27 protein-coding genes and 1 pseudogene are annotated in these 25,359 nt (G+C 51.7%); 1 reads left to right on the forward strand and 27 read right to left on the reverse strand.

What is annotated here, in order from left to right; genetic code table 11:
* Nucleotides 1–16 precede the first annotated feature (16 nt).
* The 26 genes and pseudogenes from AC1DWB_RS18200 to AC1DWB_RS18325 all read right to left on the reverse strand — a co-directional run bounded on the left by AC1DWB_RS18200 (nucleotide 17) and on the right by AC1DWB_RS18325 (nucleotide 22,938).
* Nucleotides 17–2,416 carry a hypothetical protein gene (locus AC1DWB_RS18200; protein ID WP_477542504.1) on the reverse strand — a complete coding sequence of 800 codons (2,400 nt, stop codon included), beginning with the start codon at nucleotides 2,414–2,416 and terminating at the stop codon, nucleotides 17–19.
* A gap of 40 nt (nucleotides 2,417–2,456) precedes the next feature.
* Entirely contained in the window at nucleotides 2,457–2,642 is a 186-nt protein-coding gene (locus tag AC1DWB_RS18205) for a hypothetical protein (protein WP_477542505.1), read from the reverse strand.
* A gap of 14 nt (nucleotides 2,643–2,656) precedes the next feature.
* Nucleotides 2,657–3,424 carry a hypothetical protein gene (locus AC1DWB_RS18210; protein ID WP_477542506.1) on the reverse strand — a complete coding sequence of 256 codons (768 nt, stop codon included), beginning with the start codon at nucleotides 3,422–3,424 and terminating at the stop codon, nucleotides 2,657–2,659.
* An 11-nt stretch (nucleotides 3,425–3,435) separates the two neighbouring features.
* A complete protein-coding gene (locus tag AC1DWB_RS18215; RefSeq protein ID WP_477542507.1) occupies nucleotides 3,436–3,774 on the reverse strand; it encodes a DUF6711 family protein in 339 nt (112 codons plus the stop codon).
* A gap of 33 nt (nucleotides 3,775–3,807) precedes the next feature.
* Nucleotides 3,808–6,417: a hypothetical protein gene (locus AC1DWB_RS18220; protein WP_477542508.1), complete on the reverse strand. Its 2,610-nt coding sequence runs from the start codon at nucleotides 6,415–6,417 to the stop codon at nucleotides 3,808–3,810.
* 3 nt (nucleotides 6,418–6,420) lie between these two features.
* Nucleotides 6,421–6,573, reverse strand: a complete 153-nt coding sequence (locus tag AC1DWB_RS18225; protein ID WP_477542509.1) for a hypothetical protein — start codon at nucleotides 6,571–6,573, stop codon at nucleotides 6,421–6,423.
* Between the two features lie 125 nt (nucleotides 6,574–6,698).
* Nucleotides 6,699–7,085, reverse strand: a complete 387-nt coding sequence (locus AC1DWB_RS18230) for a hypothetical protein (RefSeq protein WP_477542510.1) — start codon at nucleotides 7,083–7,085, stop codon at nucleotides 6,699–6,701.
* A 60-nt stretch (nucleotides 7,086–7,145) separates the two neighbouring features.
* A complete protein-coding gene (locus AC1DWB_RS18235; protein ID WP_477542511.1) occupies nucleotides 7,146–7,856 on the reverse strand; it encodes a phage tail tube protein in 711 nt (236 codons plus the stop codon).
* A gap of 12 nt (nucleotides 7,857–7,868) precedes the next feature.
* Nucleotides 7,869–8,258, reverse strand: coding sequence for a DUF3168 domain-containing protein (locus AC1DWB_RS18240; RefSeq protein ID WP_477542512.1), 390 nt, complete (start codon nucleotides 8,256–8,258; stop codon nucleotides 7,869–7,871).
* The gene (locus AC1DWB_RS18245; RefSeq protein WP_477542513.1) at nucleotides 8,255–8,761 is read right to left on the reverse strand and encodes an HK97-gp10 family putative phage morphogenesis protein; all 507 of its coding nucleotides are present in this window, start codon (nucleotides 8,759–8,761) and stop codon (nucleotides 8,255–8,257) included. The genes AC1DWB_RS18240 and AC1DWB_RS18245 overlap by 4 nt, the downstream gene beginning before the upstream one ends.
* A 1-nt stretch (nucleotide 8,762) precedes the next feature.
* Complete coding sequence (locus tag AC1DWB_RS18250) at nucleotides 8,763–9,137, reverse strand: phage head closure protein (protein ID WP_477542514.1); 375 nt, start codon at nucleotides 9,135–9,137, stop codon at nucleotides 8,763–8,765.
* Nucleotides 9,134–9,691 (reverse strand): head-tail connector protein, encoded by a 558-nt coding sequence (locus AC1DWB_RS18255; protein ID WP_477542515.1) that lies wholly within the window; start codon nucleotides 9,689–9,691, stop codon nucleotides 9,134–9,136. The genes AC1DWB_RS18250 and AC1DWB_RS18255 overlap by 4 nt, the downstream gene beginning before the upstream one ends.
* A 17-nt stretch (nucleotides 9,692–9,708) precedes the next feature.
* Complete coding sequence (locus AC1DWB_RS18260; RefSeq protein WP_477542516.1) at nucleotides 9,709–10,134, reverse strand: hypothetical protein; 426 nt, start codon at nucleotides 10,132–10,134, stop codon at nucleotides 9,709–9,711.
* 37 nt (nucleotides 10,135–10,171) lie between these two features.
* A complete protein-coding gene (locus AC1DWB_RS18265) occupies nucleotides 10,172–11,428 on the reverse strand; it encodes a phage major capsid protein (RefSeq protein WP_477542517.1) in 1,257 nt (418 codons plus the stop codon).
* On the reverse strand, nucleotides 11,425–12,225 hold the full coding sequence (locus tag AC1DWB_RS18270; RefSeq protein ID WP_477542518.1) for a head maturation protease, ClpP-related: 801 nt from the start codon (nucleotides 12,223–12,225) through the stop codon (nucleotides 11,425–11,427). Before AC1DWB_RS18270 ends, AC1DWB_RS18265 begins: the two co-directional genes overlap by 4 nt.
* Nucleotides 12,222–13,490, reverse strand: a complete 1,269-nt coding sequence (locus tag AC1DWB_RS18275) for a phage portal protein (protein ID WP_477542519.1) — start codon at nucleotides 13,488–13,490, stop codon at nucleotides 12,222–12,224. The genes AC1DWB_RS18270 and AC1DWB_RS18275 overlap by 4 nt, the downstream gene beginning before the upstream one ends.
* Nucleotides 13,491–13,504: 14 nt before the next feature.
* Entirely contained in the window at nucleotides 13,505–15,061 is a 1,557-nt protein-coding gene (locus tag AC1DWB_RS18280) for a terminase large subunit (RefSeq protein WP_477542520.1), read from the reverse strand.
* On the reverse strand, nucleotides 15,051–15,662 hold the full coding sequence (locus AC1DWB_RS18285; protein WP_477542521.1) for a P27 family phage terminase small subunit: 612 nt from the start codon (nucleotides 15,660–15,662) through the stop codon (nucleotides 15,051–15,053). The genes AC1DWB_RS18280 and AC1DWB_RS18285 overlap by 11 nt, the downstream gene beginning before the upstream one ends.
* Before the next feature lie 264 nt (nucleotides 15,663–15,926).
* A complete protein-coding gene (locus AC1DWB_RS18290) occupies nucleotides 15,927–16,274 on the reverse strand; it encodes a hypothetical protein (RefSeq protein WP_477542522.1) in 348 nt (115 codons plus the stop codon).
* Nucleotides 16,271–16,657: an HNH endonuclease gene (locus tag AC1DWB_RS18295; RefSeq protein WP_477542523.1), complete on the reverse strand. Its 387-nt coding sequence runs from the start codon at nucleotides 16,655–16,657 to the stop codon at nucleotides 16,271–16,273. The genes AC1DWB_RS18290 and AC1DWB_RS18295 overlap by 4 nt, the downstream gene beginning before the upstream one ends.
* Nucleotides 16,658–16,983: 326 nt before the next feature.
* The gene (locus AC1DWB_RS18300; RefSeq protein WP_477542524.1) at nucleotides 16,984–17,481 is read right to left on the reverse strand and encodes a sigma-70 family RNA polymerase sigma factor; all 498 of its coding nucleotides are present in this window, start codon (nucleotides 17,479–17,481) and stop codon (nucleotides 16,984–16,986) included.
* Nucleotides 17,482–17,701: 220 nt separating this feature from the next.
* Nucleotides 17,702–19,079: pseudogene (locus tag AC1DWB_RS18305) on the reverse strand (SNF2-related protein).
* Nucleotides 19,076–19,543: an HNH endonuclease gene (locus AC1DWB_RS18310; RefSeq protein ID WP_477542547.1), complete on the reverse strand. Its 468-nt coding sequence runs from the start codon at nucleotides 19,541–19,543 to the stop codon at nucleotides 19,076–19,078. Before AC1DWB_RS18310 ends, AC1DWB_RS18305 begins: the two are co-directional and overlap by 4 nt.
* 28 nt (nucleotides 19,544–19,571) lie before the next feature.
* Complete coding sequence (locus AC1DWB_RS18315; protein ID WP_477542525.1) at nucleotides 19,572–19,859, reverse strand: VRR-NUC domain-containing protein; 288 nt, start codon at nucleotides 19,857–19,859, stop codon at nucleotides 19,572–19,574.
* Between the two features lie 242 nt (nucleotides 19,860–20,101).
* Entirely contained in the window at nucleotides 20,102–22,459 is a 2,358-nt protein-coding gene (locus AC1DWB_RS18320) for a virulence-associated E family protein (protein WP_477542526.1), read from the reverse strand.
* A gap of 29 nt (nucleotides 22,460–22,488) precedes the next feature.
* Nucleotides 22,489–22,938, reverse strand: coding sequence for a YopX family protein (locus AC1DWB_RS18325; protein WP_477542527.1), 450 nt, complete (start codon nucleotides 22,936–22,938; stop codon nucleotides 22,489–22,491).
* Between the two features lie 247 nt (nucleotides 22,939–23,185).
* Here AC1DWB_RS18325 and AC1DWB_RS18330 point away from each other — a divergent pair, with 247 nt between their 5' ends.
* Entirely contained in the window at nucleotides 23,186–23,845 is a 660-nt protein-coding gene (locus tag AC1DWB_RS18330) for a hypothetical protein (protein WP_477542528.1), read from the forward strand.
* A gap of 21 nt (nucleotides 23,846–23,866) precedes the next feature.
* On the opposite strand, the gene AC1DWB_RS18335 is transcribed toward AC1DWB_RS18330, so the two are convergent.
* A complete protein-coding gene (locus tag AC1DWB_RS18335; RefSeq protein WP_477542529.1) occupies nucleotides 23,867–25,120 on the reverse strand; it encodes a phosphoadenosine phosphosulfate reductase domain-containing protein in 1,254 nt (417 codons plus the stop codon).
* Nucleotides 25,121–25,359 lie beyond the last annotated feature (239 nt).

Below are 25,359 nucleotides of genomic sequence, written 5' to 3' on the forward strand. Positions count from 1 at the left end.
GATGCCACGCTCCTCTTTATGCATAATAAGGAATCTTTCTGACAGTCCCGTTAATTGTAACCGGGATATAACCTACTACTTGAGTTGGAGGAGTTATACTTCCATTGCTGGCCGAGGTAGAAGTTGAAAAATTAATTCTCCACTCACTACCTGAATCGAAAACAGCAACGCTTCCACTTTGCCAGCGCCATGTGCCATACACTGTTGCAGTGTATGTGTTGTTTCCGATAGTAAAATTGCCAGCGTTGTTATTGTTGATATTGCTGGAATACCAATTCCCAACCAAACTACCGTTTGTTGTAAACGATGTTTCGGAATTATTATCGCCAATTCTCAGTGTAGGTCCGTACAAATCGATACGAATTGGACTGTAGATCGTCAATCGGTTATTCGTTCCGATACTGGATTCGCTGGTGCTGTTTATGCTCATTCTCGCAGCGCCATTATAATAAAAATTCAGCGTTCCAAATGTCCCTGGATTCGGACCGATAATCTGGCCAACCTCGAAAGCCGGACCCTCAAGAAATCCGACCGAGTTATAAGTTGATAACTTATTGTCCGCCAGTTCGATGCGTGCTCCGCTTGCAGCAGTTCGAATTGTCGTGCCGGTAATCATTCCCCCTGAGATGGACGCTCCTGAGATCGACCCTGCAGAAATTGACGCCCCAGTGATTGTACCACCTGAAATCGTGCCAGCAGAGACAGTCCCCGTAAACGTCCCGCTCGCCGCGCTCAACTGACCCGCAAACGTTCCTCCAGCAGCCTGTAAATTCCCACTAAACGTTCCCGTCGCAGCAGACAGTGATCCAGCAAAAGTACCTCCTGCCGCGGTCAGATTACCTGCGAACGTGCCTGTCGCGGCACTCAGTGATCCAGAGAATGTCCCTGTGGCAGCGGACAGCGATCCCGCGAATGTCCCAGTCGCAGCGGACAACGACCCACTGAACACCCCATCAGAAGCCTCCAGCGTACCATTGAACTTGTATTTCCCTGCTACTGGATCGAAGTATATCTTATCTACGCCTGAAGCCTGGAATGCCATCTTGTCCGAGTTGAGGATTAGCTTGCTGGCATGGTCCTCTCGTTCTACGACAATGCCCTCAGTCCTGGAGTGCGAGATCCCATAATACGGTTTGCCGAATTTGACTGTATCCCGATTCAACTTATTGATCTGACCGGACAACGACCCGTCCACCTTAAACTCGCTCTGCTGCTCAGACTTGGACGGCGCTTCGACCCCCATCTTCAAGCCGCCACGGAACGTGTAAACGGTATGCAATGCTAGCGTTTCACCGCCGCTTGCATATCCGTCCCAACTGTAGTCCGTAGCGTTCCAAGCCGTGTCAGCGTCCTGCCAAGTCGGGGTATCGACAAACTCACCGTAGCGTATTCGATCACCGACTTCTATCTGCGGGTAGCCTCTGGCGTCCATCTGCACAGGTGTATAGCTAAAGCCGTTCAGCCTGGTATACAGGTCGTTCGTTATGACCTGTGTCGCGAATGGGTTTTCCACCCGAAGCGTGTGATTATCATCACCCGTTCCAGCAACATAGATTAGATCGTCTTCTGTGTTGTACGTGACCTCGACCCGTGTGAACGTCTTAACCGGATTGAGCTGCTTCGCCCGGATATAGTCGGATGTGGTTAGCGCGATCACCGTCTGATCTGACGCTCCGAATCTGCGGAACCGCAACATGCCGCTTTTATCGATATATACACAAGCTCCGTTAGCGCTGGCGATGTATCCCATCACCTGTCTCATGCTGTACCCTGCTGGACCAGCCTGTATCTGGTATGCAGGATTGATCTGCACCGAGCTGTCGTACGTGTATCCTAGTCGTGTACATATCTCGTCCCATACTGCCTGCTGTGTCGTCGGATATGACAGCTGTGAGACATACGGCACATTAGCCCACACGAGCTTGTCGTAACAGGTAAAGACCCATAGACTATTAACTTGCTCCCGGTTGTCAATGAAGAACTCACCCAATGGGAGCCATTCAGAGGGGCCGCTACTGCCTGTCAGTGCAAGATAAGGGATTACCTTCGCATTGGGTACAATCACGTCGGACGTCTTGATTGTGAGTGTGAGCTTGCTCAGGATTGCGCTACCTAAAGTAAAGTCATCACCGGACACGATACTATTGTCGACCACGAAATCTACGATCACGTTGCTGCCGTAGTCCGTACCGCCGATGTTGGCCTTGATCAACCAATCCCGATTCCGGTCTTGCAGGTATGATTTGTACAGGTCTGAGATCGGATACGAAGGGACCTCTTGGAATGTCGCGGGCCCCAGCCAGTCTTCCCAAGAGACGTGACCTTCAGCAGTGCCGTCATATTGCCGAGTCGAGTCGTATTGCGCGGTGGAGTCGCTGCCCGCGATGGGATTCCACACGTAATTAAAGTCTCTCACGTGATCAGCCTCCTTGTTGAACTATCGAACTTCGTTAGTTTTAAATCGCCTGCGGAATAATAGGTTGCCTTTTGACTACCTCATCTTCCGCTAACCGCCTAGCCTCCACAACACTAATTTCAATATCTTGAACGGTTCCGAATACATAAACGAAAGAATTTTCTTCCGTCCCGTCCGTAACAATAATTTGATAATACGTGCCGTAATTATAAGCAAACGTTAGCATGTTATTATCCCTCCTTAAATGATCAATGCACAGCCTACAGAGTAAGTATAGGACGAAGCATCGCCCACATTTATACCTACGACAAACGATCGAGGTAGGGTCCCTGCTGCTCTTGCCTTCATACCAACTGTTGTAGTGCCAGTAGCGCCTGGAGATAACTCAATGGCGTATAATCCGGTTGCGGTAATGGGGGCAATGTCCGTTACGAGAGAAACTAACGCAATCCCTGCAACGGGATCGACTCCATATATGCGGGGTATTAAACCACCTGTTCCACTTGCCGCAGTTATATTCAGATATACGATGATTCCCTTTGCGTTATAGTTTGTTTGGGTAGGGCTTAGTGTTGTAATCGTTCTAGCAGCACTAGCCAAAATCGTTGTTTGTGTATTCCCCCTCAACCGATCAAACGTCGACTCGTTAAATGTGAAGTTGCGCGAATTGGTTAACAATCCAACTGCAGTATTAGAAACTGCATCCACATTCGCACTACTTGTTACAGCTTCTTGTGCTGTCGCACTCGTTATTGAGAGCTTCCCTATTGTATTCGCTCCTGTCGGTATACTGCCAGTTAGTTGCGTATTGACTGAGCCGTCCGCATTGACCACGAGAAGACGTGTACCATCTGAGACTTTGACTACTCCCGGCGTCGTAGCTGTAAAAATCTCCGCCCCCGAGCTGTTGATGTTCTGCACCTTCGGCTTGTCACTGCCTGTTCCGCTTACCCAATCAGAGACCCGTTTCCAGGCATCGTACAGTTGTTGAAGTGATATATATGCCATGATCTATCCTCCTATTGTTCGGTTAGGGTCACTTGGAGACCTTCCCACCACGTAACCCCGCCAATTATGATCGCCACCGGTGCCGTACGGTCACCCGCGTAGAACGTCTTGGTCTGCTGCGTACCAGTCATCGGGTCCGGGTACGTAAACGTAATGAACTCGTTCTGCATCGCCTGGAGCACGGCAGACAGGGCGGCCCACTGGAGCGTCGGCCAGCTCATCTCGATCTGCCGCTTGACCGCGATCCGGTCCCGGCTCATTTTGCCGTCGGCGGTCCGGGTGGTTGTCTCCGCATTGTCCAGATCCAAGACCTTAACCGAGAACTTGGCCGGATAGCTGGCGATCTCCACGCCATTGATTGCAAGATACAGTGTGATCGCCCCCTATAGTCCCAGCAACGGATTGTTGCCTCGTCGGTTCTCGCTATTGATATAGTTGACACTCGCTCTGCCCACGTCAGTCTGAGAGATTACGGCTTGCACTGTTTTATCCTCACTGACAGCGCGTAGGATCGCTCTCAGAACAGAGAGCTCTTCGTCATTGCCGCCACCATTGACAGCCTCAGCTATCATGGATTGCGGAGCAATGATTTCTGGATCAGTTCGGGCTCCGGGGTTGTCCCCCACCATCGCCAGCGTCGGACCGAAAACAGCGCCGCCGGTCGCAAACGCAGGGATCGCTTTACCTGCATCTTTCAGCAGCCGTTCAATCAACCCCTTCAAGGCTCCCATTCCTGCTTTACCTGTCGCCGCTAATCCGCCGCCCCCGATCATCATTGGTGCGACCTCTTTTATCATCTCAAGAGTCTGTTTTGAGGCGTACGGAATGGCATCCTTAATCTGTTGCAAGAGATTCGAATCCTTGATACCGTCAAACACCGTAGAAAAGTCAGGTAAGTCGATATTCGGAAGCTTAATGTCCGGGAGCTTAATATCAGGAATCTTTATTTCCGGGAATTGAATGCTCGGTAGCGTAATAGGCTGCATGACCTTCGACAGCATAGAGGACCACGCAGACGTGATGGAGCCAATCGCGGACAGGATCGGTTGTAACCGTTGTTGGGTCGAGTCCCAGATGTTTGCCCAAGACATCTCCCAAGCCCCCGCCAGAGTAGACGCAAATCCCTGCAGATCCATTAATGCCTGAGACACGAGGTAAATACCCCAGCTGATGTAAGGCTGGTACGCATTAACCTGTGACTGCATATAGTCGAGCGTATTGTGCCAGTCCACGCGTAGTGTGGAAAGTGGGTTTTGAAGAGATAGTAGGGTCGCCTTAAGCTGGTCCCATTCCGCCGTTATGTTGACTCTATTGTTCTTCAAATCGGCCAGCATCCCCGATAGCATTGCCGCCCAAGCAGCCGTTAGTCCAGCCGATCCCGTTTGCGTTTGTGTCGCTAAATCAGTCCACAGTGCCTTCCAATCCGTTACTATATTCAGCCTAAGGTTAGACAACAGCGTCTTTACGTCGGTCGCAAACGCGGCCCATATAGGCTGTTGTGCGGTGATACCAACCTGTGCTCCGACCTTGATATCATCCCATAATGCGTTCATTTTTTGCTTAGCTTCTGCGATGAGGCCGTTGATCGTGTTGACGACTGCTACTGCCACGCCGCCCGCTCCTGCGTCTGGAGGAGTTGGAGGGTCGAATTCAATTCGCCATTTTTTGATGAGCTCCGGCGGGATTGGGATTTTCGGGAGATTTATATCGCTGCCCGGAGGTTTGTTATCCCCCGAATTGTTGTTTCCTCCAGGGGTTCCGCTGGATGATCCTCCACTGCCACTTCCGTTACCTGCGTCACCTATCAGGTTGAGTTGGTCAAACGCTGCAAGCTCAGTTCGGGCTTTTTTCGCTGACTTACCAAGGTCGTCATAGGCGTTGCCTTGATCATTAACCGCGTCAGTCTGCTTGTCGGACCCTTTAGTTAACGCATCGTAGTCCCAGCCCTTGATCCTATAGAAAAATCGTGCGATTGTTTCGGTCACTTTAGCTACATCTGTAGCCAGCCTAGTCAGAGCAGGAAGGACCGAATCCCAAATCGGTAGGAACGCTTGCGAAAGATTGAGCTTAATGTCCTTAAGCTGCTCCATTAACCGCTCTTGCTTAGTCATGACGTTGTTTTGGAGTTTGTCACCATAACGAGCGTAGGCTTGTTCCAATATCGCGGCCAATCGAATTTGCTGCTGGATCCGGAATTCGAGTTGATCCCAGCTCTTGCCGTTAGCAAATTGCTTAAACGCCTTGGTACTCTCGATCATGGAGACACCGACGAAGATACCCAGATCCTCGATTGCTTCGGTGTTACCCAAGAGACCTGAGCGCATACGCTCCAATGTGTCCTCAATCGTCTTCCCTGTCGCCGATGCCACAACTCGTGTCGCCTGGGTGATTTTCTTCGTCTCATCCAAAAGCTGCTTATTACCAAAACCGAAAGAGGAGAGAAGGACCGAGTAGGTCGCCCCGAGCTCCGCCGAAGTTGATTTCGCTAATCCCTGCGCTCGCGACCATGCCATGAAGTCCTTAGCTCCGCCCTTGAGCTGCATATTCAAACGTCCCAGATCGGACTCAAACTTAACTGCCGTCTGCGACGCTTTATAAATGCCCACAGTAGCTAACGCAATCGCTGCGGTTACTACTGCGATACCTATTCCAACAGGCCCGAGAGCTGCACTAGCTCCTGTAGCTGCAGCTCCTAAGCCTCGTAATCCAGCAGTGGCAGCGCCTGCAACCGGAACGAGAGACCGCATACTGGTTGCGACACCGCCGATACCTTTCGCACCCCTAATCTGAGAGAGGGAGGACGTCACCGTAGAACCAAGGCTTTTAAAATCCTTCCCTATCCCACCTAGCCCCTGCTTCCCGCTAATGGCGTTGGTTGTTCGGGTCGTATCCCGCTTAAAACGATTAAGCTCGCTCGTCGCCCCCTGCATACCTTTGCGGGCTGCGGAAAAATCGGCGCCGATGCGTATCATTAAATTTTTGACCACTGCCATACTCTAGTCCTCCTCTCTCGATAATTGTGCCTGCAGGCGCTTCACGGCTGCGAACATCTGATCCGGTGTCTGTGGCGTCTGCTGCTTCGGCCTGGCGTCCTCGAGTACCTGCTTGAGGCTCGGCATCCGCTTGGCCCGCTGCCAATAAGCCGACATGTATGCGGTCGTCAGGGACTCCTCGCGGCGAACCTGCGTTTGGTGATTGTGCGCCTCAAGGATCAGCATCAGCTCGCGAGGCGTCAGCTCGCCGTACTCGGCAACGCTCACTTCGCAGCGCAGAGCTACGCGGAGGCTTTCCTCCCAGTCGTACTTTTTCCGGCTGCTGTCGGAACCTCCGCCGACTGTTCCACGTTTCCCTCCGCTTGACTAGCGCCGAACGCTGTACTCCAAGCGGCAAAGATTTGTGTTAAGAGAACCGTATAAACGGGGGCCTCATCCATCAAGTCCACAACCTTCTCCGGAGTAAGAGTCTCCCCGTTGTCCTTGGCGTCCTTAAGGAGCCCGCAGTAGGTAAGCTGCTCGATTAATTCGAAGTTATCTGGAGCGATCTGACCCTCCAATTCCTCAATTGTCTTACCAGTGAGGGCAACCAGTGTTTTAAGTGCTGTATGCCCGAATTTAATTTGACGTGGGCGATCAAGTTGGATGATAACTACATCGTTGTTCACTATATTTCAACTCCTTCATAGTAAAATGCCCGGAGCGGTAAGCATCCGGGCATTAATAGATTAGGTCGTCTTGACGACAATCACTTCATAAACGATCTGAGATTTGCCTGTCTCGTTCGCGATAATGGTTAGCTTACGGCCGACGTTGAGCGTCAAGTTGATCGCATTGGATGCGGCTGCGGATACGAGATCCTGCACATACGCTCCATCTGCATAAAGCTTGATCGTCTGTCCGGCCCCTGTTGCCGTCACGGTGACGCTCGTCGCACTCACGCCGCTGAACGTATAACTATACTTGTTTCCTGCAAAGCTCGGTGTCAGCGTTCCACCTGTACCTGTCAGGGCTAGGGCGGAAAGCCCTGCGCTCGCAGTGGTGACAAGCGTTGGTTTGCCGCTGATTTTGATCGTCGCCTCGAAGCTTACAAGCTCCTCGAGATCTGCGCCAGTGCTAAATGCCGTTACAACGCCTTGGAACGACCAAGATGCGCCCATTGCGGCCGGGAAAATGATTTGAAAAGCTGTCTCTGTACCAGCTTCGAATGCGGCATCCATGGCAATCTGCCCGTTGGTATCCCCCGGTTCGAAGTAACCAGAAATGGGAACCTCGCCGCCGTCCTTGAACCCGCCTGTGAATGTGCGGTATCCGCCGTTACTGTTAAGGGTTGTCGTATCCAACGTATCTGCTGTCTTGGAAACGCCGCCGATCGACGTTAAGCCGGCAACAGCGTTCACACCAATTTGAAATACCGTCCCTACTGAACGTTGTGGCAATTCGTACACCTCCTAGAAATAGACATCATAGTCAATCAAACACCGATAAAGTTTCGGTGCTTCTTCGTATAGCTCGACGGGCTCCTCGTAGGTGAACTCCTGGATGTAGGGGCCACCCGTGCTGATCGTGCGCTGCTCCATTGTCACGAGCAGATCGATCACGGATGCAGTAATGGCTTTAATATCCTCATACCTTGCGGCGACGACGTTAATCTCTCCACTGACCGTCTTCCCGGTCTGATAACCGCCTATAGACTTGGTCCGCAAGCCCTCACTCGAGCTGTAAATCAAGTACGGGACGCCATTCTTGGCCTTGGTCTCTTTAGCGACGAGAGGATAAACCCGGCCCTCGAACGCTGCAATTGTCTTCAGTTCTTGTTCCAATGCAGTTTCGAAGTTCATCGGCCCGACCCCTTTCGTAATGCCTTGTCGACTTCCTTACCTGTTACCTCGAGGATCTTGCGCTCAATTTCGGTGTCATGCTCCGTTATCGCCCGTCGCAAGTACCGATAGCCAGGCACATATCGCCCGTCCACGGTCAAAAAGCCGTACTCCTGGGATGCCGGATAGTAATATCCGCCCTTCGTCCGATTGTTAGCGTCAGAACCCTTTCCGCCAACTCGGCGTGTGCCAGTCTTGGTATCCCGGCGGTAAAGTTCCGTCTTATTCGGATCCATCTCAACGTCGTATACGACTTTTCCCGGCTTCGTCTTGCGTTCGCGTTTAAGGATGAGCCCTTTTTTCAGGTTGCCCTCATCAACCGGCGCATTGCTCTTGGCTGCCTTGTGGGCGATCGTGCCGCCCGCGCGCGCCGCTTTGGACGCCGCTGTCTGCGGCACCCGTCCAAGCTCCTTGAAAGCACGTTCGAGCTCCCCTATCCCGTCAATCCCCGATCGTTTCGCCATCCTACTGCCGCTCCTTGCTCATGAGCTGCAATTCTTCATGCCGGAACTCCGGATCGATCGAGTAAAGAATCTCGAATTCAGCGAACTTCGGATGACCCTTTTCCTTGTATCGGACAATCATGGTCCGGTCGATCCCATCACGGTAGCGGATCGGGATTCGCGTCGTGACCTCGGCGTTCACGGCCTTGGCCGCGAATAACTCCCTGCCCTGAAGCGGTTCAATGGCCGCCCATACCGTGGCGACATCAATCCAGACGTCGAGAGGTTGGCCGTAGCCGTCAACTACGTCTGTTTGACGCAAAATCGTCACACGTTTGTTAAGGCGCTCTGCCAGCGTCGGCTCTTTCTTGTTCTCGTTGCAACCATAGCAGCTCATACCGGCACCACCCTGTCTTGCTGCAGCAAAGAGAGCACCGCCGGAGGAGGGTCGCACATGCCGTGCTCGTACCAGTGCATGGTCAACAACGTGATTGCCTGCTTGATCTTCGCGGGGACCGTTTCGGCTGTGTCACCATAGCCAGCCACGTATCGGACCTTGACTCCGTTAACGGGAGACAGACATACGGACGGCCAACTCACCCCGCGTGTCTTGACGAGGCGTCCGACAAACGAGTAATCATCAACGACATAGTTAGACGACGCCCAGGTTGTAGCATCGCCGTCTTTGTCGGTGTAGACGAGGGAGGTTACACTCTGCAGCTTCGGTCGCTCGAGTTCGATCACGCTGCCACACGGCCACGAGTCGAGCGCAAGCTCCAGCGTCTGTGTGATGTACGCGCGATTCTGGTACCCCTCGCATGCCTCGCGAGCCGCTATAACAAGATTCGGGTCCAGGGATTCGTCATCAGCTTCGAGCCGTAATTGCTTCAAAACCTCCGCAGGCGTAACCGGCTCGACAGCTGGAGGCGTAATCACTTTCAAGCCGGCCATGCCGGATCACCTCGCTTTTACGGAGTAGGCCTGTATGCCACATCTTCGATCAGCTCAACCGAGAGTAAGTTAGCAGCATTGCTGGTTGCATAATTCAAACCGACGAGCTTTCCGCTCGGGATCGTGGCTGGGTCGACGCAGAAGTCCACAATGAAATTGCCTGTGTCATCTGCGACGGTAATCGACTTTGCATCTGTTTGGCGGACTCCATTTTTGTAAATCGGGACATTGACGGGGTACGCTGTAGCGTTGGTACCAGCTGCATCATCTGCATATTTCAAGTCGAGCTGCAGGTCAGCCGCATTGCCCATCTTGATGACTGCCCGTAGCGTAAGACTCATGACTCCAGGTGTCGGGGCCAGATAAGCTTGTGTCCCGGCTGCGGTCGTCTGCGGAGGCAGGACGACCCGGGAGCGATAACGTTCAGAGATTGTGGTGATCATGGAAATATTCCTCCTTTGATTGATAGATCGGATTAATTTAGGACCGTGTTACCAGGGTCACGAGTGAACTCCGTTGATTAGCAGAGTTCTTGATCGTCAGCTTCTTGTTCTGCTTCGGCATACCGTTTGCGCGGAAGATGAAGCGGAAGCAATTTTCAGCCGTTAAAAACTGTACGTGGATGGAAGTAGCAGCGTCCACGCCACCTTTGTATGCGAGCATGTACTGCGACAGGTCTACGAAGTTAATGTCGCCCTGGGTACCGAGTGCTGAGCAGTGATCGCTTTCAACGATGCTGCGGCCACGAAGTGTGTCCAACTGGCCTGTTTGAGTCGCAGGCAGATAGACAGGAACACCGCCTGTACCAATCGGGAAGCTCAAGAAATCGAGTTGTTCTTGTGCGTCTGGATGCATAAGCCAAACTCCGTTGGACTTATTCAAAATCCGATGATACAACTTGGACAAGTTCTCCCATTTGATCGTCCCAGCTGCTTGACCGCTCTCCTTAGCCACGGTAACTAGTGAGCCACTGTTCAGGAATCCGATCGGTTTACCGATACCGTCACCGGATACGATTGCCGCTTCAAGTGAACGCTGAATCGCCAACTCGAATGCCCGGGTGTAAAGTGTATTGATGAAGCTAGAGTCGCTATTGAGCTCATATGTTGCATACGCTAGGCCCATAAGCTTCTCGAGCTCGAGCTTTTGTTCTTTCAACTTTGGCTTTGAGGCTGCAACCGCTGCTGCTTCAGAAGCCCAGAACACCTTCACGCCGCCGAAGACGGATTGACTGACGTCGTCTTCGTCAATATCCACCCACTTCACGGAATCAGAGCCGTCTGTGACTTCGTAACTATCGACAAGAGGTAAGATATTACCGGCCTTTGCTGCAGATCCCATCATTAGGCCTGCGAAGTCTGTTTGAACGGCGAATCCACCGTCTGCCCCGACGCCTACACTACCACCCATCGCATTGTGAACGGTCATAAGGTTGTCCGATACACGTCCATGCGCTGCATTCCTAACGTCGTGAAGCTGCTCGACAAAGTTTTTGTACGGTTTCGGCATGGGCTCGTTCACGGAGTCGAGGACTGGTTGATTCACAGGAGCCTTTGCGCTTGTTTCGCGCTCCGCTTGCTTCTGCAGCATGGCGATCTGCTTTTCGTTATTGTCGTACTCCTTTTCCATCGCATCGTAGCTTGCGATGTCTGCTTCCGCCATTGCATCTTTGTCGGCCAGTGCACGCATATCCTTCAGCAGCGCGGTTTGTCTGGCCAAAAGTTGGGCTAGTTTCATTGTGAATACCTCCTGGATTGTTTTTCGCGTACATTTACGCGCCTTTGTATATCGAAAACCCGCTTGTTAGCTGGGGATTCTTCGGGTAGGACGGACGTTGGTGACGGGGCGCCTTTTCCAGCCTGCACTTTCTGCCAATGCTCGAAAAATCGCGTCATGGTGGAGTCTGCACTGTTCATGATGGCCATACGACTAAGCGAAAACGAATTGACGACGGTTTCGCTCGAAGTTGGCTGCTCAGAGTAAAGCATTCCGTCGACAAAACCTTCGTTAATTGCCTTCTGAGCGCTCATCCAGGACTCCTCGTCCATCATTTTGGAGAGATCCTCGCGTGTACGGCCTGTTTTAGCCTGGTAGACGTTGAGAATCGTCTCCTTGACTTCGTCGAGCACATTGGCGGTGTGGCGCATATCCTTCGCCTCTCCAGCTTGACGCGACCAAGGGTTATGAATCATGAGAATACTGGCAGGAGACATCAATATTTCATTGCCTGCCATCGCAATAACGGATCCGGCGGAAACGGCTTTGCCGTCAATTTTGACGGTCACTTTGCCTTTGTGCTCCTTCAGTGCGTTATAGATGCCAGCGGCAGCAAAAACATCGCCGCCCCAACTATCGACCCACACCGTGATGTTCTTTCCCTTGTGTTCAGACAAAGCTTTACGGAATGAGTTTGGGGCCGCGTACGGCTCATCAAACCATTCGTATATCCATGCCCAGCCGTCGTCGATGATCTCACCTTCGATGCGCAATTCGGCATCTTCATCGCTCAAATTCTTAAAGCTCCAGAATTTCACGCGGTCATCCTCCCTTCGTTAATCATTTTAAATATCTCTTCTGCAAGCATTTTCGTCTGATTCTGGTTGTTCTTGCCTGCCTCGATCATGTTCATAGGCTCTAGGTAGATGTCACCATTCGGGATCGGACTCAAGTTCTCGAGTCGACGGATGTCGTTAACGGATAGCCAGCCCCATTGACGGCCAAGAGCATAAGACTCGGCGCGGCTCTTAGCATCCCCGCGAAGCAATCCATCGATCTTGAACTCGACATAATAGCCGGCTCGACGTTCTGCTGGCGTCAGCAACTGCATGTTGATGTTTTCTTCCCAGCGCTTGAACCAGGGCAACATCGTATACATCACAAATTCGAGCGATTGGTGCTCGATGTTGTTGTTCGTCGCCCGATCTAGGTTTTGAATGAGATGGAGAGGCATTCGATAAATCCGAGCAATGTCCTCGATCTGGAACTTCTTGTTTTCGATAAGTTGAGCGTCTGCCGGATTGATAATAAACGGTGTAAACTTCCCGTTCTGTTCAAGGAGCATCGGCTTACCTGTCTTTCGAAGCCCCGTGTAATTCTGATCCAAGTCCGTTTTCAATCTTTGAAAAGCCGGATCTGATAATATGCCTTCGAACGAAAATGCCCCGCTCGGGAATGCCCCGTTTTGGTAGAGATTCACTCCAAATTGTTCGTACGATGTTCCTAGGCGTATCGCGGATGCCGCATAGGATATGGGTGATAGCCCTACAATGCCGTCAAGACTCATCCCTGGGATGTGAAATACCTCGTTACGATAGAGCGTCTTGGCAACGGTCCGAGTAGATGAGCTGATTTTGTATTGCAGTCGCTTTGTCGCGGGATCCCGGTCAATCGCCACCTGTTGCCACTGATAAGGGTAAAGTCCAACCAAGTTGCCGCTCCGATCAACTAACCTTTCACTGACGCTGTTCCCCCCAAGGTTCAAAGCAGCCATGCACATCTCTTTAAAATTAAAAGGGCTCATTTCGTCATTGGGTCTGTTGTGCAAGATGTCGTATAAGGCAAGGTCTGTGCTGGTCTCGCGGTCACCGTCCGGTTTCTTACGATAGAGCATGACCGGGACGCTCGCAGCCGTCTCTCCAAGGACACGAACACATGAAAAAACCGCCGTATACTTCATTGCGGCGGTAGTGCTCATGGTTCCAGCTGGGACGTTTATGACATCCTCGCCAATAAGAAATTGCTGTACCATCTCGTCAAAGCTATTTGAAAAGAGCAGCCGAGCTTTCTGGAAAAAATTCATTGGACACCTCCTTCCTACAGCAGGCTGCGCATGCCACGAACCTCGTAGACTGACACTTCCATGTTTTCATACAGCATCGCGGTCGCCATGGCATTGATCAGTGCTACGGTCAAGTCAATCCGATCGACTGATTTGTTTTTCATTGGTTTGATATTCTCGTTACCATCCACGGCCACAACAACATTCCCCCAGCACCAGCGGGCCAGCGGATTGAACTCATGCGTCAACATGTCGGACTTCATGAAGCGCTCGATTGTCTTCATCGCCGGCGACATCTGCGCCATGTTTTGGGCGATCTCGACGACGTTGACACCTTCCCGCATGAGGCGTTGTGTCAGCATCCGGCTATTCCATGGATCCGTCCCGAGTGCTGCTATCTTGTATTGCTTATTGGCGGCTAGCAGCTTGGCCTCTACGAAGTCGTAGTCAACGACGTTACCTGGCGTGGCATGAAGGAACTTCTGGTCCACCCAGCGTACATAAGGCACGTGGTCACGATTTGCGCGATCCTTCATGTTGTCTTCAGGGATCCATGCGTCATGGATGAATCGCCAGTCTGGAATGCCTTCCTGGGGCGGGAAGAGATACACTGCACCCGTGATATCCGTGGTGCTCGATAAATCTAAACCGGGATAACACTTTTTCCCGACCAAATCCGCGAGCGACCATTTGCCTACCGTCTGATCCCACAGCGTGAGCGGTTGCCAACCAATACGCTTGAGTGATACCCACTGGTTAAGTCGAAGCCAACGAAAAAGACGCTCTGAAGCTTCGCTGTTGCGAGCTGCAAGCGCCTCTTGCCTTACGGATTCAATGCTAATCGTGTGCCCAAGGCTTGGATTTACCTCGTACCATATGGATTCGTCGTAGATGTCCGCATCATCCGGTGCACCGTAGATCTTGACATACCAGTATGGGTCGATTTGCTCCCCAGCTGCAATCTTCCGGGCCTTCTCGTGGATCTCCCAGCCGATTGAGTTGCGGTCTGGGTCATCGCCGGCCGTCGTGATGACCCACCAGAGCGGTTCCTTACGTGCCGCGCCCGCGCCGAATGTCATAACGTCCCACAGATCGCGCTTCGGCTGGGCGTGAAGCTCGTCGAAGATGACAACCGTCGGGTTAATACCGTGCTTGGTGTACGCTTCTGCCGATAGGACCGTCATAACCGTGCCGGTGACCGTATTTTTGATCTCCTTACGGCTGTCTGTGACCTTCAAGATCGCCTGGAGTTCCGGTTCTTGGTCAATCATTGCAACGGCTGCGTTATAAACGAGCGTCGCCTGTTTTCGATCGGCCGCACAACAGTAAATTTGCCCACCGGGCCCGTCACAAGACAAGTGGTAAAGGCCCAACCCAGCAATAAGAGACGTTTTCCCGTTCTTCTTCGGGATCTCGAGATACGCATATCGGTATTGCCGGTATCCATAGCTGTTTACCGTGCCGTAAACGTCCCACAGGATATCATGCTGCCAATTGAGCACGTTAAATGGTAGGCCGTAAAAGTCATCTACGGCATGCAACATACCCAAGAATTCAATAGGTTCCAGTGCTCTTTGCGGATCATGTACCATGGCCGCCCGCTCGCTTGTTCATGAACTGTGCCATCGCGGACTTCTTTTCCTCTTTTTTCGGCTTCGGCACGTTTTTGACCTTAGCCAATGGGTTGAGGAAGAGCCGATCCTGCATTTTCAGAAGCATGTCCATCTTCTTGTTGATCGCCGTCTCGATTTTCAGGATTCCCTCGAGGCTGGCGAGCTGTGAAAGATACTGGAGGGCCTTATAGTTCACCTGATCCGCGACAACCGCGCCGTCGATAAACTCATGAAGCACGTCTTCGTCAATGACGATGTTCTCGATCCGTTGATACTGGACAAGCAGCTTCTCATATTCACTGAACGTCTTACAGTACATCGCCAACATACCGATGTCCGAGCTAGTCAGGAGCTCGATACCCTGTTTGGCAGCAGACTTGTATTCCTTGATAAGCTCGTTCCAAAGCTTGGCGGCCGCTTTGTCCTTTACGACAAATGTCGGCTTCTTCAGCTTGGCAAGGTCCTTCTCCCCGAGCTTCACCTCAGCCGCTTTCCGTGCCTCGATCTCTTCTTTCGTTAATCGGTTCGGGTTGCCCTCGGCGAGGTGCAGTCCGATCGGTTTCGCGTTCCGCCCTGGCATAAGGGCTCACCTCCTTCGCAAAAGAAAAAGCCGCTCAGGTGAGCGACCAAAGATATATGAGTGGGCAAGGATTTGAACCTTGCATAACTGCATCCGCACCGTGGCGGATTAACCGCCACCGTCAGCCTTAGTGTTATAAGCGTCTACCTATTCCGCCACCACTCAAACTCCTAAAAATCTCAAAAAACGAAAAAAATTCGCGCGAATGTGGGGACGCGGTCTCTGTTACCCGGTTTTCAAGGATTTTGACCCCCCTCCCCCTAGCTATACACTTTCGCGCTTCATTGCGGTGAAGCATTGTCGGATTGTCGGATTTGCCTTAATGAACTCATCATACTGTTCATCAACCGATGGTTGAACTTGTTGAAGCATTTCAGGTGACGCTCCAAACGCATTGAGTACTGCTGTTCGATCAAGCCCTGCCCCTAGCTCTCGCAGCCGCTCGAGTTCTTTGATCGCTCTAGACAAAAGAATATCGTCATCGTCGATCCGTGCAGGAATTCGCATTATTATGCGGCCCTTTGCCGCACGGGATATCGCTGCTTCGCATGCCTCGATATCAACCGGCGCTTTACTCTTCTCCATGAACTGCTCGTATGTCACGCTGTTCACCCTCTCGTGTTCGCCTCGAATGGCTTCCCTTGTCCGACCATATGCCTACGTCCCTTGATGCTGTTACACCGGATGCAAGCTGCTTGATGGTTAGCTGGATCGAAGAACTTCTCCGTGTTCGGCTCAGCAGGGGCGATGTGATCCACGCATGCTGAAAGGTTGCTACAGCCATCGAACTGCAGCTTGCAGAATACATTCTCCGGCTGACTCAGAAACCACTTGCTGTATCTAGCCCAACGCTTGGTATACCCGCGCTGGTGTGCAGACCCTCTTGCTCGCTCTCGCTCAAGCCGATGTTCCTGTTCGTGCACCGGGCAATAACGTTCTGATGTTAGCTCCCTACAACCCAGCGCTGCACACGGCCGCTTCGGTTTACTTGGCATGTCTTCACCTCCGTGTCAATGCCATTTGGACCACCCCCGTAGGCTATATTTCCTATTTATTCAATACCATATTGATACTCGTTTGCCTGCGCATTAACATTGAATTATCCGGAAGCACCGGATGAGAGAGTCTCAGGGAAAGCATCCCGGGACTCTTTTTCTTTGTCTAACAGAAAGAGCCGCCACAAGGGTGACGACTCGCTGTTATGTTGGGTCCATCCAATCGTGCCCGGCGTTCATGTTGCGATACTCATCGCGGTCCGGAGTCGGATTTCATCCCCTTATTATATAGGGCAAATCGCACGACAACCGCACGACAAAATCGCTCAGATCGCTTGCTGTGTCTTGGTTCTTGCTCTCTCAATATATTTCTGCACCGAGTTCTTAGATAGGTTCAATTCCTTAGCGATTTCGGCCCAGCTCATTCCCTGAACAGTATGAAGCAAGAAGCATTGCCGCTCACGGCTGGACAACTTAAGCAATACGTTGATCAGCATTATCTTCTGGTCAGCCGTGATCTCTCTAGGCGGTAGATCCTGGATCGAGAGATCCAATGCCGGAATAAGATCCATGTCCCTCAGCTCAGCGTAGCGGTAAGCGTCGGATGAATCATAGCCCCTTGTCGCTCCGGGTCGCCGACCAGTCCGCATGTACTCCATGCTGTACTTCAGGTCCGAGATCATGCCGTCGACCCGTTCAATCTCCTCGTCGGTTTCCATATCCGGGCTTTCTAACTTTCGCTCCTCTAGCGTCTTCCGGTAGGCGACCAGCTGCCGCTTCCCTGATGCATACTCTCGGATAAGCTTGTCGACCCAAGTAGACATTCACCTCAGCTCCTTTTCGCAGCTTTCCGTTCTGAGATCCTGCCCCAAGGCGTAAATCTCCGAATCGATAAATACGTCTCTCGTTCGTCCGCTTGGATTCGTTTTGCATAATATCTATCAGTCTCGTCGGCGATCTCGTCATAGTGTTTGTGACAAATGGGTACGGTAGCCCATTTCTCGGTCGCGACTTTAGCACACTCAGGTACTTTGCAATAATGCATTATCCTCTCACCCTCTCAATTCTGGCTTTGACTGCATCCATCAAGGCGTCTTGCCCGGCTGCTTTCCGTTCCAGTGCGTCGACGGCCTCTTCATCCATCGTCCCCTCGGTTACCAACCGCATGACCATAATTCGCCGTGTCTGCCCTTGACGGTATACTCTCGCAATCATCTGCTGATCCTCCTCAAGGCTCCAAATCTGGTCAAAGGGGACAAGTGTCTGGCAGCTCGACTCCTGAAGGTTCAGGCCGTGGCCGGCTGACTTCGGATGAATCAGTAAAAGTGTTATTTCGTCGTTGTTCCAAGCGCGGATGTCCTCATTACCGTCTTTGCCTTTCCGCAGGACCCGCGCTTGTGGGAACCGTTCTTGGATCCGGGACAGGCTATGCTTGTAGTTATAAAACACCATGACAGGTTTGCCTTGTGCAGCTTCGATGATGTCTTCTAATGCGTCCAGCTTGGCGTCATGGATCAGCTTCACTCCCCGGTCCTCGTCGTATACGGCACCAGAGGCCATCTGCAACAGCTTGTTACTCAAAACGGCTGCGGTGTTCGCTACAACGTCCGCGTCCTGGTATGGCAACAGCAGATCACGCTCCAGCTTCTTGTACAACGCCTCTGCCTGCGGTGACAATTTGATCGGCACCGCCAGGTCAATGCGCTCCGGGAGTTCTAACCAATCCGCCGCTTTCATGCTGACCGCGATGTCGCCGATCGCGGCATAAATCCGTTCCTCGGACTCTTTCTTGGCTTTCCAGTCGTAAACAACGTGACCACTCCGGGCGCCGGGGGTGAAATACCGATCACGGAATCCAGTTATCGTTTTACCCAACCGCTCGCCTTGATCCAGTAAATAGCTCGGGGCCCATAAGTCTTCAAGGCCATTCGGCGCCGGTGTTCCGGAAAGCTCAACTAACCGTTTTATCATTGGCCGCACACGTCGCAGCGCCTTAAACCGTTTAGCCTGAGGGTTTTTGAAGCTACTAGATTCGTCTATGACCACCATGTCGAACGGCCACTTGCTGCCGTACTCGCCGACCAGCCATTCGACATTCTCACGATTGATCACATAAACGTCCGCTGAAGTTTTCAGCGCCCTACGCCTGACCTCCGCACTTCCCAGAACCTTTGATATCCGCATGTGCCGCAGATGGTCCCACTTCCCAACTTCGCGGGCCCATGTGTCATCCGCCACCCGTAAAGGGGCGATGACTAATACACGCTCCGCTTCGAAGTAGTCGTTCAGCAAAAGGTCTATTGCCGTCAGCGTGGATACCGTTTTGCTAACCTAAGCCCATCTCTAACAGCAACGCTATATAAGGCGTATCCAATATTCGCTGTGTAGCGTACTCCTGATATTGGTGAGGGATGAACTTCATTCGGCATCACCCCGATTCTTCTCGGCGTGCCATGTGGCATGCTCACTTTGGGATGAAAAGACTCGAAGGTTTTCTGGGCTTGGGTTTCGTTTGTTCTCGTTTTCGTGATGAACAACTTCACCAGGTTTCAATTTCCGGCCAATCTTTATTTCAGCAACGATCCTATGCAAGTGTCGACCGAAAAGCTTAGGATAAGACTTACCTTCTCCCTTACCAAGTCTGGCACTTCGAAGCTTTGCACGGGTCTCAAAAATCATTCTTGTAGGGTTTAGTTCTGCATTCATTGTTTTAAGATTACACTCTCGACTGCAGAAATGTCGGTCGCTAGTTTTTGAAGGCGGCTTCTTGATTGATTTGCCGCAACGGAAACACAACGCTTTGATCTGATTTCTTGCTTTATGTTGATAGGAACACTCTCTACTGCAAAATGTGTTCCGGGTCGCCTTATAAGGTTTAACCGTCATCGCTTTGCTGCATTGTGTGCATATCGTTTTAATCGGCACGTTTCTTCACCTCGGCTATGAATCTATCAATGTCATCGTTCGAGTCAATCTTGTAATGCCGATGCCCTAAGCCAACTAGGATTCGAGCCCATCGCTCCTGCAGTGGCGACATCAACTTACCTGGTGCTTTCATCTCGACGTATACCGTGCGACCGCCGGGGAGAATGACGAGTCGATCAGGCACTCCGCTGTTCCCCGGGGATACCCATTTCGGCGCCTCGCCTCCTAGCTCTTCGACGAGTCTGACCAGTCTTCGTTCCAGTGTGGATTCCCGCATGGGTCACCTCCTGAGTGATGATTCTACACGCACGCGTATAGACGTATATGCGTTTAACCTATATTCCCTATCCCCTATACGTGGTTAATATAAATTATCTAATATAAAAGAAAGTTAATGTATCATTGGTATCAGCATCCGGTGAACCCTTGTCACTATTGGGTTTTTCATGATGCTACATGAAATCTTATACTGCGTTCTTGTAGCATCATGATGATTCACAGGGTGATACATTAGATGCATCAAACATTTTTAATGCTTATCCTGTCAAACGCGGTATGTTGCCCATAATCCGACACGCGGACACGTCCCGGTAGCTCTTTCCACCCTGGCATGCGGCGCATCATGTTGCAAATATCCCGTGCGTCCCATTTCTGCATCATGCCTATTTTACCGCCAAGGCACTCGGCCCAAATCTTAGCGGCGCAAACGCGTTTGTGATAATACGGATCGCCTCCAAATTCATCCGTAACCGTCTTCTCCAGCCACTCCTGGATGAGTCCCTCACGCGGATCGATCTCAAGATGTGACGCTTGATGTAGCTTCGCTGTCTCGGCGGCATCCCGATCCAGTGCCAAGGTTTCCCCCGCCTTGAATAGGTAAAGCGCCTCCGCCCAGATTTGCCCCACTACGTCCTCCGTGAGATGGTCCCAGTGACTTAGCATCGCCTTCCCCGGGTCCACGTCTACGGGCCAGAAACGACGATTCCCCGTCTCATCCCGCAAGAAGTCCCGGGTGTTCGTCGTACCGAAGAAGACGCATTTACGCGGAAACTCCGACACCTGTCGATCATAGGCCACCCGATAACGGTCCTCAGTCTTGGACAAGAACGCCTTGACCTCATCCACCTCGGACTTCTTCATAGCGCTCAGCTCGCCGATCTCGAAGATCCACCCTGCCTGTAGGTGCTCCCCGGCCTCTTTATTCTCAAACGTCCGCAGACTATCTGAGAACCAGTCCCGGCCTAGCTTTGCCAGCAGCGAGCTCTTACCAGCCCCCTGCGGCCCCACAAGAACCAGCATCTCGTCAAACTTGCACCCTGGACGATAGAGTCGTGCAACAGCCGCCAGCAACATCTTCCGCGTCACCTGACGGACATAATGGCTGTCCTCCGCGCCTAAGTAATCGATGAACACGCGCTCGATCCGCGACATGCCATCCCATTTAAAATCCTCAATATACGCCTTGATCGGATGGAATTTATTCATATGGACAACCTCAGTAAATGCATTCTGGATCGTCGCTGCCGCCCTTAGCCCATGGACCTTAGAGAACCAATGCTGGAGGCGCTTATCGTCCGCCCCAAGCCACGGCTCATATTCCTTGTGCGGCCGTTCCCTATCCCGCCAAGGTAGTGGCTTGCGGATGACCTCGGCATTACCGAAGGCATCATATGCGAGCACACCGCGCCATACGTCATAGGACAGAATGAGCTCCACGTTGCCCGCCGTCGGGAGAAGATCATTAGTCTTATGATGAAAGGCCAGCTTCTCCTTCCATTTGTCATCGGGCTCCGGGTCCTCGGCTGCCGGTTCATCCATGTCCATGTCGACGAACGACTCTTGAATCTCCGACATCTTCAATCGCTTGACCTCCGGCAGCCCCACAACAAAATGCTCCATGGCGACGTGACTGGGCTTCTTCGCATCCGGCGTAAACTCCTTCACGCGCTCGTCCAGATGACCGAACTTATGAACACGGATAAGGTCGAATAGGTTATACGTCCGGCCATCAGCCACGGGGTCGCTGTCCTGGTGCGAGTACGCGAGATCTTGATCAGGATAAACCTCCAACCCGTTACCACTGGAGCCCCCCGTGTACGTGTAGCGGTTTGGCATCGTCCCGGTGACGTATACCTCACTTAGGAAGGTATCGATGCCCGTCTCGATGTCGTACGCTCGGCAGAATAGTCCGATCGTGCCGTGTTTCTCTCGCGGGTCCTGCGCACGCTTTGCAGCTAGCTGCGCGGGGGACTTATCCTCTGGATGACGCGGCCACGCCATGACGTCCTGCCAGTCGTCGTACTCGGCTAGCACGCTATCAACGCTGAGCGGGTCACCTTCGTAGACCTCAAGCACAGGCTCCGGTGCGTCCTTGCTGCAGCTGGGCAGATACATGAGCCGATGGACCTGAAACGTCGTCTTGTCGAAGTAGGTGATCCCAATCTGCTCAGCTAGCTTCCGACTAACAGCCGCGTACTCGTCCGGGCTCATGGTACGATCAGTAGGTATGATCAGGCGGTACTTAGGCTTGGTTGGCCTATGGCTGTGCGTCGAGTAGATCACGTAGGCCGTGCCGCCCAAGACGAGCTCCACGGCGAACAGGAAGCCGTCATCCGCCCGGTCGACGTCCAGCGTGATCAGGCTGCGTGTGTCGACGCTCTCCTTCTTCCTGCGACCGCCCCGGACGAGCCCGCCAACGAAGGCAGGCCCATCCTTCGCTTTACCCTTATCAGGCACACTCATCACGTCATATTTCGCCATGGTTTCGTCCGTCCGGCGCACTTTCCGCAGCCGCTCGACGAACTCTTCCCACGACAAGTATTCAGGTTTCCAGTTCGTATCGGCCCGGTGCTTGCCGAAGGAAATATCTAGTTCCATGGTTGTCACATCCTTTGAGACTACTAAAATCACCCTGTAATTCTCGTAACGTCCAGTAATTCAGGGTTATCATGAATGTTTCCGATTCGTTCGTATTTGGGAAGTTCGTTCCAGAACGGCATAGACCCCATTGCAGGTACGATCTCCCCATCCTCATTTTTGATTTGGAGCACACTATAGTAGAATGCGCACCACGAAGGGTGGAACTTGACGACCCCCGTCCCGCCGCGCGGACTGCACAGAACGTCGTGTTCGAATATCCGCCCCTGGCCGATCCATTGTCCGACGGTGGAGCCGTCCACCTCGATCAGCTCATTGAAGCCCAGCCCGAAGCTGTTCCATATGACAATATAGTGCTTACCCTCCGGGCATCCCCCATAGCAGTCGTCTCGGTAGTAGCCTCCCTCGATCCAGCTGCCAGCGGGCAGCATGCCCTGTTCGCGCAGCGTCTTCCCTCTGAAAAGTATCTTTCTAGGCATCGTCGAGCCCTCCTTATGTCCTTCCGTATTCAAAATGTTACTTGACGCTCCCACGTGCTACGTCACTAAGCCTCCACCACTGCTTTCGCGGCGTTCCGTCGTGGTAGTTTGGTTTCCGCTTTACATCTGCTTCATATGACAATTGGCCTTGCGATTTTCCTTCCACTGTCCTCGCCACCTTCAAAAAAGGATTATGGAAAATAATGTCGAATAGTGTTCAAATAATTCATTTGCGAGGTGTAAACTTTTGGAAACTATAAGAGTAGGGAATGTAAATCAGCAAATTCAGTTACCGGATAGTTGTCCAATCTGTCATAGGCATATTGTTCCAAAGAAAGTTGCCGAATCAGTAACGTTGAAAAGCATAGTTCAAGTGGTCTTTAAGTGCTCTAGTGAAAAATGCTTCGAGTTATTCATCGCCTACTACACATTTAATCTAACTGGGACACATGCCGTGATTAAGTTGTTCGATACAAAACCCAGAACAGTTGAGTTAAGGGACTTCCCGCTTGAGATTACTAGTCTTTCGCCTAATTTTGTTGAAATATATAACCAATCTAAATTTGCCGAAACTAATGATTTGGACCAGGTTTGCGGGCCTGGTTATCGGAAGTCCCTTGAATTTCTTATCAAAGATTATTTGATTAGTTTAGCCGTCTATCCTGAAGATGAAATCAAAGGTAAATTTTTAGGCAAGTGCATTGAACTGATCAAAGATGACCGAATTAGGCTTTGTTCCGAGAGAGCAACATGGCTAGGAAACGATGAAACTCACTATGTGAGAAAGTGGGAACAAAAAGATATCTCCAACCTTAAGGAATTGATTGACCTTACTGTTTACTGGCTCTCCATGGAGTTAATTACAAAGAGATACACCGCTGAGATGCCCGCTCACCATAAAAACTAATCCTTTTAATAAAAACCGCATTCATATAGTCACCGCCGGATAAGGCTTCTCAGAAAGCAGCTTTTTCTTCTCTGCGCGTTTCTGCTTACGAACGATTTGCTTCTCAGCCAGATCCGTCACAGCCCGTTCAAAATCTCCAGGCTCCATCTCACTGTTATCGATCAACCATGGACGCTTTACGGTGTCTTCCTCCCAAGCTGCATGGATCATATCGAGCTCTTCCTGGCTGATCAGCTCGATCGGAACGCGGTGCAAGGGATTCCCGTCCAGCTCCCGAAGACGGTTTACATCCTCTTGTGTCTGGAGCAGTCGCTCAAGGAGTTGCTTCCTCGCATGGACCGCCAAGCATCCTTTTCCTGGCCCCATCGGTGTCTTATTTCTTCGATAACCGCTTCGGAGATGAGGGTTTTTCTTTGGGTTGTGAACGTCCTTGAGGAGCTGCCGCCACTCCGTTAGCGGCTTCATCCACTCGTATATGGAGGACATGTTCTCCGTCGACCTGTCCTTCGTAATTGGCGGGCACACCCAGCAGCCGAAACGAGCGCCGCAGGCTTGTGTCGCCTTGACAGAGCCGCCGGGATTAACCAAGGCGCACTCCCCTGTTGCATCCTTATAAAGCCGCCTGATCTCATCACTCGGGCCCCATGGTAACGGATTGAGTAGAATTTGCCATACCTCATCCACTGTGTAATCAACGATCGGCATATAGAGCCTACGGCCATCACTGTATGGACTTACACTGAAACGACTGCCACGTTCTTCCCGGTATTTGTCGATGGTCGTGGCCCGTCGAGTGGACTCCTCTGTCCGGCTACCGATAAGTTGTAAAGAAGGGTTTAGGTTGAGGTACCGCTTGTTCTGAGGCTCAATCTTAAGGGCGTGTGTGCAATATCGATCGTCACCATTCGTCGGCAAGGTCCAACCCCAACCGATTACACCGACCCAAAAACTCCGCTTAGTCTCGCGGGATACGACTTCTGTCTGGATCGGCATCCCATTTTGCCGCGCCCAACGGTTAATAGCCCTCACCTGACGATGCACGTAATCAACAATGATAGGGTTTTCGATTCTAGTGTCGCTCGTAATTACGTATACAGGTCGCGTACGCTTATCGGGCTTGAGCATCTGAAGTGCCCTACACACCAAGACAAGTACGGTTGTGCTATCCTTGCCACCGCTCCAGCTGATTCCCCAAGGATGCCCCGCTGTTGATTCGTCCATATACTGCTCAACTATTTCAGCAATGGTCGCCATTATTCTAGTTTGAAGATTCATGCCAAATGTCCTCCTTTCAATAAATGCCTGAAGTCTTTTTAAGAACGTATGTTTCAGCTTACAAATCCAACGAAAATTTGGTATTCTATTAATATCTCCTTATTGCTAGTAGGATGGGATCTAGTAAGATAACTTGTTAGATGCCGTCCTAATAGCAAGGGCTCACTTAAATGTGGCTATACTGCCCTGCCAAAGGAGGGGTTGTATGAGGTTCTCTTTTGAACTCGACGCCCAAGTGG

Source organism: Paenibacillus sp. P4_E11 (assembly GCF_056401635.1).